The sequence below is a fragment of the Paenibacillus alkalitolerans genome (genome assembly GCF_016482785.1).
Lineage (GTDB): Bacteria > Bacillota > Bacilli > Paenibacillales > YIM-B00363 > Paenibacillus_AE > Paenibacillus_AE alkalitolerans.
On sequence record NZ_JAEMXM010000003.1, the window covers coordinates 325650 to 339491 of the forward strand.

Below are 13842 nucleotides of genomic sequence, written 5' to 3' on the forward strand. Positions count from 1 at the left end.
CCGCCACCAATGGAAGGTTTTCTAATAATTAATGAAGAAGAGCGTCTGCCGAAGCACCTTCAATGAAGAGGGTCCTTCGTTAAGAGGAAGCTTTTCTTACATCACTGAAATTGCAAAGCAAATTATGAAGGCGAAGCACAACGTCGTGCTGAGTCTTAGGCAAAGAGGCCGTGTCTCACACCTAGTATACGTGTGGGGTTCGGTCTCTTTTTTACTTTTAAATCTAAAAAAAAAATGTAGAGGAGAGGTTGCGGATGGAAGCCAAAGGATTTTTGCACAGCGGTCATAAGGGGTCTTTATTCAGCTCATTTTTGTACTTTGATGTCAGCTTTATGATTTGGGTGCTGCTCGGCCCGCTGGCGGTCATTATAGCGGGCGAATTCGAAATGGACGCGGCTCAGAAAGCGAACCTTGTCGCTCTTCCTGTGCTCGGCGGCTCGATATTGAGACTTGTGCTCGGTTGGATGACCGATTACATCGGACCGAAGCGGACGGCGCAAATCGGGATGGTGCTTACGATGATCCCGCTCATCTGGGCATGGCAATTCGCGACTAGCCTTAATGAGCTGTACTTCGTCGCGCTGCTGCTCGGTATTGCCGGCGCCAGCTTTGCTGCCGCTCTCCCGCTTGCCAGCCGCTGGTATCCTCCGCAATACCAAGGTCTTGCGATGGGGATCGCCGGCGCGGGCAACAGCGGCACCGTGTTTACGACGCTGTTCGCGAACCGGATTGCGCAGCACTATGGAGATTGGCACATCGTGTTCGGTTTCGCGCTCATCCCGATCGTAATCACTTTCATCGTGTTCTCCATCCTTGCCAAAGACAGCCCTAATCAACCGGCGCCGAAGAAGTTTGCGGATTACGCCGCCGTGTTGAAGATGTCCGATACCTGGTTGTTCTGTATCTTATACAGCGTAACGTTCGGCGGATTTGTAGGCATGGCAAGTTACCTCACTATCTTTTATAACACGCAGTACGGATTGGATGCGGTGCGGGCAGCGGATTTCACGACCATTCTCGTCATCGCCGGCAGCTTCTTCCGTCCGGTAGGCGGATGGCTTGCGGATAAACTGGGCGGCATACGGATGCTTCTGGTGTTATACGGAGTCGTTGCTCTGATGATGGCAGGCATTTCGACGCTTCCGTCGATCGCACTTACAACAGTTATGCTCTTCGTGGCCATGATGTCCCTCGGTATGGGGAACGGTTCGGTGTTCCAGCTCGTGCCTCAACGTTTTAAGAAGGAAATCGGCGTCATTACCGGTATTGTCGGCGCCGCAGGCGGGTTGGGAGGATATTTCCTTCCGAAAATTCTCGGCAACTTAAAGCTATCGACCGGTTCCTTCACGCCGGGCTTCCTTGTCTTAAGCGTGATCGCGCTCACCTGCATCGTCATACTCGCAGTGGCGCAAGGCCGCTGGAAGCGTTCTTGGATCGGCGAAGGCGGGCGCGTGTTGAAGTCGTCTGACGGTACCGCACTGGAGGCTTAATTTTTTAAAATATATAAAAGGGTTGTGAGTGAGTTATGGCAAAACAAAAGCTAGTACTAATCGGTAACGGCATGGCCGGCATGAATGTAATCGAACACTTGAGGAAGCTCGCTCCGGATAAATACGAAATTACGGTGTTCGGCGCGGAGCGTTATCCGAACTATAACCGAATTATGCTTTCCTATGTGCTAGCCGGAGACACGAAGACGGAAGAGATCTACATCAACGACTACGACTGGTATGAGCGTAATGGAGTGAAGCTCTATACCGGGCAGCAAGTGACGGCGATCGATACGTCGGCAAAGACAGTCACAAGCAGCGGCGATGCGGGAGATTTGACGGCAGCATACGACAAGCTCGTGATCGCGACCGGCTCGAACGCGTTCGTGCTTCCGATTCCTGGCGCGAACCTGCCTGGCGTCATTGCATACCGGACGATCCATGATACGAATCTCATGAAGGAAGCCGCGAAGAAATACCGTAAAGCCGTCGTTATCGGCGGCGGCTTGCTCGGGCTTGAGGCGGCGCGCGGACTGCTGAATTTGGGAATGAAAGTGGATGTCGTTCATATCATGGACAGCTTGATGGAGCGGCAGCTGGACCCGACGGCTTCGAAGATGCTGAAAGAAGCGTTGGAGAAGCAGGGTATGAATTTCCTGTTGGAGAAGCAAACGGCGGAAATTCTCGGCGAAGACAGGGCGGTCGGCCTGAAGTTCAAGGACGGCACGTGGACGACGGCGGATTTGGTCGTCATGGCGGTCGGCATCCGTCCGAACGTGCAGCTCGCGAAAGCGGCCGGAATCGAAGTCGTTCAGGGCATCACGGTGAACGACTGGTTGGAAACGAGCGCACCGGACGTATATGCGGTCGGCGAATGCGCGCAGCACCGGGGCGTCGCTTACGGGCTTGTCGCGCCGCTTTACGAGCAAGGCGCCGTACTTGCGAAGCGTCTGGCGGAAGTTGACACGGCTCCATATGAAGGCTCCGTCGTTTACACGAAGCTGAAGGTGTCCGGAGTAGACGTGTTCTCGGGCGGCCAGTTCATGGAGAGCGAGGATACGAAAGCGATTCGGGTGCATGACGACTGGTCCGGCATCTACAAGAAAGTGCTTGTGCGCGACAACAAAGTGGTCGGCGCCGTCCTGTTCGGCGAAACGTCGGAGAGTACGCGCTTGATGCAGCTCATCAAGAGCCAAGCGGATATTACGAAGATGGAGATCACGGCGCTGCTGAAGGAGTCCGGCGAGGCCGGCGCAAGCGGCGGCGGCACCGAAGCGGTCGTCGCTTCGATGGCGGACGATGCCATCATCTGCGGCTGTAACGGCGTCAGCAAAGGGACGATTTGCTCCGCGATCAAAGAGTGCGGGCTTACGACGGTTGAAGGCGTCCGTGACCAAACGACCGCTTCCCGTTCTTGCGGCGGCTGTAAGCCTCTGGTGGCTGCGCTGCTGAAGACGACGCTCGGCGACGAGTTCGACGGAGCGGCGGCGAAGACGACGATTTGCGGATGCACGGACATCTCCCGTGAAGAGCTTGTGGAAGCGATCAAGGAGAAAGGATTGACCCACGTTCGCGAAGTCATGAATGTTCTCGGCTGGAAAAATCCTGAAGGATGCTCCAAGTGCCGTCCGGCCGTCAACTACTATTTGTCCATGATCAATCCGGATACTTATGTCGATGACCGCACTTCCCGCTTCGTAAACGAAAGGATGCACGCCAACATTCAGAAGGACGGCACATACTCGGTCGTTCCGCGCATGTACGGCGGAGTTACAAACCCGTCGGAGCTGAAGCGCATCGCGGAGGTGGCGGAGAAATACAACGTTCCGACCGTGAAATTGACGGGCGGACAGCGGATCGATTTGCTCGGAGTGAAGAAAGAAGATTTGGTGGCGATGTGGGCGGATCTCGACATGCCTTCCGGTTATGCATACGGCAAAGCGATCCGTACGGTAAAGACTTGCGTCGGAGAAGAGTACTGCCGCTTCGGCACCGGGGATTCGATGGGCATGGGCATTGCGATGGAAAAAAGGTTCGAGCGTCTCAACACCCCGGCGAAAGTGAAAATGGCGGTGTCGGGCTGCCCGAGAAACTGCGCGGAATCCGGCATCAAGGATCTGGGCGTCGTCGCCATCGACGGCGGCTGGGAGCTGTATGCCGGCGGCAACGGCGGCGTGAAAGTAAGAGTCGGCGAATTGCTGGCGACCGTTAAGACGGAGGCGGAAGTGATTGAATACACTGAGGCCTACTTGCAGTACTACCGCGAAACCGGAAATTACGGCGAGCGGACGTCCGAATGGGTGGAGCGGGTCGGCATCGGCCATATCCGGGAGGTCATCGGCAATCCGGAACGCAGAGAAGAGCTGTGCAAGCGTATGGATAAGGCGTTGTCCGTCACGAAGGATCCTTGGAAAGAAGCCATTCAGAACGATTCGATCAAGAAGGACTTATACGAAACGATAGAGCGTCAATAGGAGAAGGAGGGTGACGAAACCATGAACACGCGATATGAGTCCGCTGCTGCGGAAACTTTGGAGTTGGCGAAGCTGGACGATCTTCCGGTCGGAATGGGGAAGACGGTTCGGGTGCGCGAGTTGGAGTTGGCCGTGTTCCGTCTGGCGGACGGCACCGTCCGCGTCATCGAAAACCGCTGCCCTCATAAGAACGGCGTACTGGCGGAAGGACTGGTGAGCGGATCGTTCGTCTTCTGCCCGCTGCACGACCGCAAGATCAGCTTGGATGACGGTATGGTGCAAAAGCCGGATACAGGATGCGTGCGCACGTTCCCGATCAGCATTCGCGACGGGGCAGTGTGGTTGGAATGGGATTGATCGAACATTTTGACGGAGAGACGGGGTTGGAGACGCACTGCTGCTTCTGCAGCATGCAGTGCAGAATGGAGCTGCACGTCACGGAAGAGCAACCGGGATGGGCGGTCAAGCCGAGCCAGACGTTTCCCGTAGCGACCGGGAGGCTGTGCCAGAAAGGATTTCACTCCCCCCGGCACGCTTTCCACCCCGACCGCATAACCACGCCCGTTGTTCGCTTAGGGACCGGGGCGGCTCCGATCGAATCGGTGCCTTGGCAGCCGGCGGGCTGGAACGAGGCGTTCGAATCGATCGCCAAGCAAATACAGGAATTGCAGGCGCAGTATGGGCGAGATTCGGTGGCGGTGTACGGCGGAGGGTCGCTCACCAATGAGGTATGCTACCTGCTTGGGAAATTCACACGTGTGGCGCTCGGCTCGCGGTATATCGACTACAACGGGAGATACTGCATGTCCTCCGCGGCTGCGGCCCAAAACCGCGCCTTCGGAGCCGACCGCGGCTTGACGATGCCGCTTTCGGAAATTGTTAACGCGAAATATATTATATTGGCGGGTACGAACATTGCCGAATGCCAGCCGACCATGATGCCGTATTTGCTCGCGGCCAAGAAGAACGGCGCGGTCATTGTGACGATTGACCCGCGCCAAACAATGACGTCGAAGATCGCGGATATTCACGTTAAGCTGCAGCCCGGCTTTGATTCGGTATTCGTTAACGGGCTTCTCAATGTAATTATCAGTGAAAGCTTGTACGATCAACGTTTTGTGGCAGAGCGCACCGTCGGATTCGATTCCGTCGTCGAGGCGGTGCGGGATTTTACGCCGGAGCGCGTATCCGCGATCACGGGCATTTACGAAGAGAAAATTCGTGCGATCGCGAGAGGATTCGCGCGCGCCGAGTCGGGAATCGTGATGACGGCGCGGGGGCTGGAGCAGCAGATCAACGGCGTGGAGCATACGCTCAACTACATCAATCTTGCGCTGCTGTGCGGTAAGATCGGCCGGCCCGGTTGCGGGTTCGGGGCGGTTACCGGCCAGGCGAATGGGCAAGGCGGCCGGGAGCATGGCCAGAAGGCGGATCAGCTGCCGGGGTACAGACTCATCGAGGACCCGGAGGCGCGCCGCCATGTGGCGGAAGTGTGGGGCGTCGAGCCCGACTCTCTCCCCGGCAAAGGCGTATCCGCGTACGAGCTGTTCGACAAAGTGCTGGAAGGCGAAATCAAGGCGATGATCGTATTGGGTTCGAACCCGCTCGTATCGAGCCCGAACAGCGGAAGAGTGGAAGAAGCGCTTCGAAAATTGGACTTATTGGTCGTTATAGATATGTTTGAAACGGAAACCGCGCGTTTCGCGCATTGGCTGCTGCCCGGATCGTCGTTCCTGGAGGCGGAAGGCACACTTACGAACGTCGAGGGACGCGTGTTTCACCGACCGAAAGTTTGCGAGCCTCCGGGGAACGCAAAGCTCGATATGGATATTATTTGCGAGTTGGCTAAGCGGCTTGGGAGCGGTAAATATTTTGCGTACGGTACTCCTGAGCGGGTGTTTGACGAGCTTCGGCGCGCTTCCGCCGGAGGAAAGGCGGACTACTCCGGGATCACGTACGAACGGTTGCAGGAAGAGCAGGGCATATTTTGGCCTTGCCCGTCCGAGGGCCATCCGGGCACGCCGTTGATGTATGCCGAACGGTTCGAGCATGCCGACGGCAAAGCACGCCTTGTCGGCATTAATCCGGGTAAGCCCGCCGAAACGATGAGCCGGGAATACCCTTATTTATTAACGACGGGAAGAGTCGGCAGCCATTATTTGAGCGGCGCGCAAACTCGGCGCACCGAGGCGCTGACGTCGAAGTCTCCGGTGCCGGTCGCCGAAGTGCACCCGACGCTGGCTGCGAGAATCGGATTGCGTCCCGGCGATAACATCAAGCTGACGAGCCGGCGAGGCACGGCGGTGTTTCCGGTGCGAGTGACGGAAGATATTCACCCGACGTCCGTGTTCGTGCCGTTCCATTGGGGCGGCGAACGCTCGGTCAACAGGCTGACGAGCGACGCGCTGCATCCGGTCAGCCGTATGCCTGAATTCAAGATTTGCGCCGTGCGCGTGGAACGAATCGAGGGGAGGGATCGTGAACATGAAGGTGCAGGTGCAGGAGCAGCATCCGAAAGTGGTGGTCGTGCGCGAAAGTAAGGATTGGACGTTGTTAAACGATCTTGACGATGTGGTGGCCGTCGTTGCATACGATTGTCACGCGGACGGGGAGGAAGCATGCGGACTGCCGGTGTTTCATCCGGATGATCTCTCCGAAGCGTTCGAGTACGCAGAGGGGCGTTACGGTTTCTTCGTCGGGGAAGAGGATGCGTGGTAGTTAAAACGGCAGAGCATTCCGCATGAAGCGGAAATGTCTGCCGTTTTTTTGGTGCAATAGCGGTGCCGCTGCGTTTCAGGGCTCGATCGGCCACCCCTTGTTTCACTGCGGCACAACGTGGTTCATCCGTGCATCACCGTGTTTCAATGTGAAACAAACCGGCTCGATCGGCCACCTCTTGTTTCACTGCGGCACAACGTGGTTCATCCGTGCATCACCGTGTTTCAGAGTGAAACAAACCGGCTCGATCGGCCACCTCTTGTTTCACTGCGGCACAACGTGGTTCATCCGTGCATCACGGTGTTTCAATGTGAAACAAACCGGCTCGATCGGCCACCTCTTGTTTCACTGCGGCACAACGTGGTTCATCCGCGCATCACGGTGTTTCAGAGTGAAACAAACCGGCTCGATCGGCCACCTCTTGTTTCACTGCGGCACAACGTGGTTCATCCGTGCATCACCGTGTTTCAATGTGAAACAAACCGGCTCGATCGGCCACCTCTTGTTTCACTGCGGCACAACGTGGTTCATCCGTGCATCACCGTGTTTCAGAGTGAAACAAACCGGCTCGATCGGCCACCTCTTGTTTCACTGCGGCACAACGTGGTTCATCCGTGCATCACGGTGTTTCAATGTGAAACAAACCGGCTCGATCGGCCACCTCTTGTTTCACTGCGGCACAACGTGGTTCATCCGCGCATCACGGTGTTTCAGAGTGAAACAAACCGGCTCGATCGGCCACCTCTTGTTTCACTGCGGCACAACGTGGTTCATCCGTGCATCACCGTGTTTCAATGTGAAACAAACCGGCTCGATCGGCCACCTCTTGTTTCACTGCGGCACAACGTGGTTCATCCGTGCATCACCGTGTTTCAGAGTGAAACAAACCGGCTCGATCGGCCACCTCTTGTTTCACTGCGGCACAACGTGGTTCATCCGTGCATCACGGTGTTTCAATGTGAAACAAGGCCGCGTGTTCGGCCAAACGGCACAACGTGGTTCATCCGTGCGATTGAAGCACCAAATACCCGTACGCCGGCAGCTCGAGCTCGAGCATACCATGGCGACTCGAGACGGCGGCGCCCGGTTCGCCCGTCAGCGCGTCGAGCCATTCGCCTGCACCAATCTCAAGCTCGAACGACGCCGGCTTCTTATTCCGGTTCATCAAAATTACGAACCGGTCCTTCTCGTCCGCGCGTTCGTAAGCGAGGCGCCCTTCGCCCTCCTTCGCCAGAAGGAACCGGAACGTGCCCGTTCGCAGAGCGGCGTGCCTATGCCGAAGCGCGATGGCGCCGCGATAGAACTCGAACAGCTCCCGATCCTGCTCCGCCGGATCCCATACCATGCAGCGCCGGCAATCGGGGTCTCCGCCGCCGGTCATGCCGACTTCGTCGCCGTAATAAATGCAAGGCGCTCCCATGAATGTCAACTGAAACACGACAGCGAGCCGCATCAAACGAACGTCGCCTTCGCATATGGTGAGCAGGCGCGGCGTATCGTGCGAATCAAGCAGGTTGAACATCGCTTCGTTGACCTGACGCGGGTAAGAGGCGAGCTGGCGGCTGAGGGAGTCCGCAAACCCTCTCGCATCGAGCTTGCCGCGAGCGAAGAAATCGAGCACGGTGCCTGTGAACGGGTAGTTCATCGTAGCGTCGAACTGGTCGCCCTGCAGCCACATCATCGCGTCGTGAAACATTTCCCCCAATATATAAACTTCCGGTTTCACAGCCTTGACCACACGCCGGAACTTCCGCCAAAACTCATGATCCACCTCGTTCGCCACATCGAGCCGCCATCCATCGATACCGACCTCTTCGATCCAATAGCGGGCCACTCCGAGCAAATACTCCTGAACTTCCCGATTCGCTGTATTCAGTTTCGGCATATGCTGTTCGAACGCGAACGCGTCGTACGTCGGAACGCCATCCACCTTGTCCAACGGGAACGACCGCACATGGAACCAGTCCGCGTATTTCGATTCCGCGCCTTTCTCCTTCACGTCGAGGAACGGCGCGAACGTGCCTCCCGCATGATTGAATACGGCATCGAGCATAACTCGGATGTCCCGCTTATGGCATTCCTCCACCAGCCGCTTCAACAGGGCGTTGTCGCCGAAGTGAGAGTCCACGCGCAGGTAATCCTCCGTATCGTATTTATGGTTCGTCTGCGCTTGGAAGAGCGGAGTAAAGTATATCGCGTTCACGCCAAGCTCGCTCAAGTGGTCCAGGTGATCGAGCACCCCTTGCAGATCGCCGCCGAAATAGTTGAACCACTCCGGTTTATCGCCCCACGGCTGCACATTTTCCGGATCGTTCGACTTGTCCCCGTTCGCGAACCGCTCCGGGAAAATTTGGTAAAACACCGCGTCTTTCACCCAAGCCGGCGGCCGAAAAACTTCGGACGCATGCAGGAACGGAAACTCGAACATGCCGAAGTGCTCTAAGGGACGTTCCGCCGAAAATCCGCGTTCGCTAAACCATATTTCCTTCTTGCCCGAGAGCAATCGGAACGCATACGCCAAACGGCGGTATTCCGGCCGGACGGAAACTTCCCAGTAGTCAAACAACTCATCCGACAACGAACAAATCATCGCCGCCGATTTCATCTTCTCGAACGGTTCGAACTTATCCCCATAGAACGCTTCAACGCCGTCCAAATCTCCCCGCTTTGCGCGCAGCCGCAGAGCGACGGTCTTCTCGTCGTAAGCAAACGACCAATTGAGCTTCGGACGATGGTAAACCGCTTCTAATAACATTGAAATTACCTCCTTTGCAACATAAAAAGGCACAACGCCCGAGACGGAGATCCCGAGGTTGTACCTTTAAGACAAGGTATCATTGCCTTCCTGTTGCAAAATATTTTAACACAGGCTCCTTAGATTTCAAAACCGGCAAAAGGAGGGCTTTTGTTTTATCGACGTACTGAGGCGCAGGTGCTAAAATAAGGAAACAGATTGAAGCTAAAAACTCAAACTGCAAGGAGGGAATATTAGTGAGCCCGGAGCAATTGCTGATCCAGATCGACCTGATACGTTCCATAACACTGAAGGCGGTGGAAACGGTTACCGACGAGGAAGCCGACATGCAGCCGCCCGGTTTCAACAATACGATCCGCTGGCATTTGGGACATATTTATCTTGTACAGGAACGGTTGGCGTTCCATTTCGCCGGTTTTCCCGTATATGTGCCTCCGGAATATATCGACTTGTTCTCCAACGGCACCAAGCCGTCCGATTGGAAGAAGGAAGCTCCGTCCCTTGCAGAGCTCACGGCCCGGTTGACCGAACAGCCGGAGCGGATCCGGACGCTTCTCGGCGACAAATTGAAGGAAGAGCCGGCTATACCGTGCCCTCTCTTTGACGGAAAGCTGACGACGATCGGAGCGATCATTAATTTCAGCCTGTTCCATGAAGGGATGCACAACTCCGCTTTGCACCGTCTAAAGCGGGCCTTGCATTTATTGCGGGCGTAACGTGAACGCTTCGTAATACGGCAACTTGTGAACGGCATCTGTTTGTGCTACTTATAGAACCATTATACATACTACCGGTCTCGGAAAGGATGTCGTTTTTATGCCGGATAACTGGAAAAAGCTGCTGCATAAGGCGGAGAAGGCTGCGGTGTTGAACTCGCCGGTTACGAACGTTTCGCTCGAAGAGACATGGTCCTCGCTCAGATTCCGCCGGGTATCGGAAATTAAAGTGATGACGCGCAAAAGCATCGTTCCCGGAATCGATCGATAGGATGGAGAGGACAAACGAAATTCCCGCGGAAAAACTGTGGACCCGGGATTTTATTTTGCTTGCGGCCGCAAACGGAATGATGTTCTTCGGGTTTCAGATGCTGCTGACGACATTGCCGGTATATGTGAGGGAGTTCGGCGGCAGCAATGCGGAAGTCGGCTGGATTATCGGCATATTCACATTCGTGGCTTTGTTGGCGAGACCTTTTGCCGGGTGGGCTTTAGATACGGTGCCGAAGAAGAGGGTGCTGCTGTTCGGGCTTGTTTTTTGTTTGATTGCCGTCGGATTGTACGGATGGGCGGGCGCGGTGGTGTTTGTACTGCTGGTGCGCGTAGTTCACGGGTTCGGCTTCGGAATCTCCACGACAACATTCGGAACGATTGTTTCGGATATCGTTCCGCCTTCCCGTCGGGGGGAGGGGGTCGGTTATTTCGGGCTGGCGGCGACATTGGCGATGACCGTAGGCCCGGTCGGCGGATTAACGATTATGGACATGTACGGATTCGATGCGCTATTTGCCGTCTCGTTCGGAAGCACCGCCGCCGCGCTGTTGATGTCGACGCTGCTGCACGGGCCGGGGAAAGCGACGGATGTTCATACCGCACCGGCGGAAACGGCGGCGGCGGTCTCCGCCGATGCCAAACCGGTTAATTGGACGGAGCGCATTGTTGAACGACGCGCGCTGTTCCCTGCGCTGCTCATGCTTCTTATCTGTTCGGCATATGGAGGCGTCGTCACTTTCATTACGCTTTACGGAGAGGAGCGCGCTCTTGAGAACGTGGGCTGGTTTTTTACGACGAATGCGCTGTGCTTGTTCCTCGTACGCCCTGTTGCGGGGCGATTGTTCGACCGGCAAGGCCATATTTGGGTGCTGCTGCCGGGAGCCGTATCCGGTTTCATAGGAATGCTGATACTATCTTATGCGACCTCCACATGGATTTTGATCATGAGCGCTGTGTTTTTCGGCATCGCGTTCGGAGCCATTCAACCGTCTTTACAGGCGTGGGTCATTAACCGGGTGCCGGCTCACCGCAGAGGTACGGCGAATGCCACATTGTTTTCCGCTGTGGACCTCGGATTCGGGGTCGGCTCGGTCGTGCTCGGGCCGGTCGCGGATTTGACCGGAAGCTTTGCCGCGATGTACCGGATCTCGTCTTTGCCGTTCGTCGTCTTCATTGCGGTTTATCTCTTTTATAACTCTAGAATTAATAAGTTATCCCGAAAATAACAGCAATTCTAGAGTTTCAAGAAAAACTTCCTTTAAAGGACGTACCCGCTTCCTCGAATTACGTCGATAGAAGTTTTTCTTATAATATCAGGAAGTATAAGTTTTAGTTAATAAAACTGCCTTGTTGATATTTCAAGAAAAACTTCCTCTAAATCGCGGTCGCTCATCCTTGAATGTACGTCGATAGAAGTTTTTCTTATAATTTTAGGCAAAAAGGACGCTAAGCCGTATCTTTTTTCGATGGTTATCCGTTAATACGGGTGAAAAGTACTTTTCAACAGGAGGACTCCGATGCTCTTATATGGCGCCATAGACAAGGAGCGCGGCGGTCGGCCCGATGATACGTTCGAACGGGCGCTTGTGCCGCTGAAGGACGATCTGGGCAAATACTGCCGTTCCGTAACCGGCAACCGCTGGGACGCGGACGACTTGCTTCAAGAGACTGTGACGAAGGCATACGTTCGGTACGTGCACACCGGACGTGCGGAATTCAATAAAGCGTACCTGTACCGCATCGCGTCGAACGCTTGGATCGACCGGATCCGTAAGGACCGCCGGGAAGTGGCGATGCCGTCCGATTGGTTTGTGCGGGATGAGCAAGACATGCCCGACGGTTCGCAGTTCGAAGATACCATCGACGCCCGTTGGGCGCTGCAGCGAATCGTAGGCTGGCTGCCGGAGAAGCAGCGCACCGTGTTTTTGCTGACGGAAGCGTTCGATCTTTCGCTTTCCGAGACGGCTCGTTACATGGGCGTCACGGAAGGTGCGGTGAAATCGCTGCTCCGGCGGGGCAGGGACCGGCTGGCCCGGTTTCGGGAAGATGAGACCGAGTGCTGCGCTGCGGATGAGGCTCTGGTGCAAGCGTATTTGCGTGCGCTTCGAACCGGGGATGTGGGCGCAGTCGTATCCTTGGGCCGCATTTCTCCGGTTAATCTTGCGGGAGCTGTCCGGCCGGGTTCGGGCGCCTCTGCTCGCGTGAAGCCGGCCATTGCTGCTCGTGCGGGATTAGGCTTCGCCGCCGTGCCGGAAGGAACTTCCACCTTCGCGGTGCTGGACCGGACCGGGGGACGGCCGGTCGTCCGGATCGTGACGGCCCGGGCGGGAGACGCGATCGCGGTGTAGGCGCTTCGATCAGGGGGCTGCACTGTATGGCATACGTGCCGGTGGTAGTGGAACAAACAAACCGCGGAGAGCGGTCGTACGATATTTATTCGCGGCTGCTGAAAGACCGCATTGTGTTCTTGGGGAGCGAAATCGACGACAACGTGGCGAACGCGGTCGTTGCGCAGCTGTTGTTTCTAGCGGCTGAGGATGCCGAGAAGGATATTCATCTGTATATAAATTCGCCGGGCGGGAGCGTTTCTGCGGCCTTCGCCATGCTCGATACGATGAACCATATCGGGCCGGATGTGTCCACGATATGCATCGGAATGGCTGCTTCGGCGGGGGCGTTGATGCTGGTCGGCGGGGCCAAAGGGAAACGGTTCGCGCTGCCGAATTCGGAAGTCATGCTGCATCAGCCGAGCGGGGGCACGCGCGGCCAGGCGTCGGATATGAGAATTCATACCGAGCGCATCCTAAAGACTCGCGAGCAGCTCAACCGAATCATCTCGGAGCGTACCGGCCAGCCGTTCGAGAAGGTGGAGCGGGACACGGACCGCGATTTCTACATGAGCGCGCAAGAAGCGTTGGAGTATGGGATCGTCGATAAAATATTGGTGCGGTAAGATGCGTGAAGAGGGATATTCGGAGTGGTTCGTTCCGGATATCCCTTTTTTGTATATAAAGCTTGGTCGATCCCGCCGTGACATCCGTTTCGAACTCCCTTATGAGCACTGCTATACCCATGGTTCAGGTAAACCGATTGACCGATTTGGCTATGACCTTTATTTCGACCCCTTTTGCAGGTCCTATCCCTATGTTACAACTAAAGCAATTTGGCCGCGGCTCCCTCCCAATACTACCGCTCTTGCGGGCACTATCCCGTTCGTTTAGTAAAATGACAAAGGACGTTCGTTCAGAAAATTGCGAAGGTGGCGGCCGAAGCAGGAAGTGCGACTTTATTCTACAATGTAAATCCCAACAAGATCTATACCGCTAACAATACGGAATATTGAAAGGCATATGAGCGGCGGGTCTGCCCCGACGGAGCGAATGTGAGGGTGCTTTGGATGATAAGCTCAATAATTG

At 55.8% G+C, this 13842-nt stretch carries 11 protein-coding genes; 10 read left to right on the top strand and 1 reads right to left on the bottom strand.

From position 1 onward, the window contains the following. The first annotated feature begins 254 nt into the window (after positions 1-254). Genes JET16_RS08285 through JET16_RS08305 form a run of 5 tightly spaced genes read left to right on the top strand, consistent with a single transcriptional unit; the run spans position 255 to position 6682 of the window. A complete protein-coding gene (locus JET16_RS08285) occupies positions 255-1490 on the top strand; it encodes a nitrate/nitrite transporter (RefSeq protein ID WP_199615324.1) in 1236 nt (411 codons plus the stop codon). Positions 1491-1525: 35 nt separating this feature from the next. Next, positions 1526-3964 carry a nitrite reductase large subunit NirB gene (gene nirB / locus JET16_RS08290; protein ID WP_199615325.1) on the top strand — a complete coding sequence of 813 codons (2439 nt, stop codon included), beginning with the start codon at positions 1526-1528 and terminating at the stop codon, positions 3962-3964. A 21-nt stretch (positions 3965-3985) separates the two neighbouring features. Further along, on the top strand, positions 3986-4321 hold the full coding sequence (gene nirD, locus JET16_RS08295) for a nitrite reductase small subunit NirD (RefSeq protein ID WP_199615326.1): 336 nt from the start codon (positions 3986-3988) through the stop codon (positions 4319-4321). Further along, the gene (locus JET16_RS08300) at positions 4312-6504 is read left to right on the top strand and encodes a molybdopterin oxidoreductase family protein (RefSeq protein WP_199615327.1); all 2193 of its coding nucleotides are present in this window, start codon (positions 4312-4314) and stop codon (positions 6502-6504) included. The genes nirD and JET16_RS08300 overlap by 10 nt, the downstream gene beginning before the upstream one ends. Then, on the top strand, positions 6449-6682 hold the full coding sequence (locus JET16_RS08305) for a P-loop NTPase family protein (protein ID WP_199615328.1): 234 nt from the start codon (positions 6449-6451) through the stop codon (positions 6680-6682). The genes JET16_RS08300 and JET16_RS08305 overlap by 56 nt, the downstream gene beginning before the upstream one ends. A gap of 1000 nt (positions 6683-7682) precedes the next feature. Here the strand turns inward: JET16_RS08305 and JET16_RS08310 are convergent. Continuing rightward, the gene (locus JET16_RS08310; protein ID WP_199615329.1) at positions 7683-9437 is read right to left on the bottom strand and encodes an alpha-glycosidase; all 1755 of its coding nucleotides are present in this window, start codon (positions 9435-9437) and stop codon (positions 7683-7685) included. Between the two features lie 236 nt (positions 9438-9673). Here JET16_RS08310 and JET16_RS08315 point away from each other — a divergent pair, with 236 nt between their 5' ends. From JET16_RS08315 to clpP, 5 genes are all read left to right on the top strand, one after another. Then, positions 9674-10153 (top strand): DinB family protein, encoded by a 480-nt coding sequence (locus tag JET16_RS08315; RefSeq protein WP_199615330.1) that lies wholly within the window; start codon positions 9674-9676, stop codon positions 10151-10153. Between the two features lie 100 nt (positions 10154-10253). Continuing rightward, positions 10254-10424 (top strand): hypothetical protein, encoded by a 171-nt coding sequence (locus JET16_RS08320; RefSeq protein ID WP_199615331.1) that lies wholly within the window; start codon positions 10254-10256, stop codon positions 10422-10424. Between the two features lies 1 nt (position 10425). Next, a complete protein-coding gene (locus JET16_RS08325) occupies positions 10426-11652 on the top strand; it encodes an MFS transporter (RefSeq protein ID WP_199615332.1) in 1227 nt (408 codons plus the stop codon). Between the two features lie 291 nt (positions 11653-11943). Further along, positions 11944-12774, top strand: a complete 831-nt coding sequence (locus tag JET16_RS08330; protein ID WP_199615333.1) for an RNA polymerase sigma factor — start codon at positions 11944-11946, stop codon at positions 12772-12774. Between the two features lie 26 nt (positions 12775-12800). Further along, entirely contained in the window at positions 12801-13379 is a 579-nt protein-coding gene (gene clpP, locus JET16_RS08335; protein ID WP_199615334.1) for an ATP-dependent Clp endopeptidase proteolytic subunit ClpP, read from the top strand. Positions 13380-13842 lie beyond the last annotated feature (463 nt).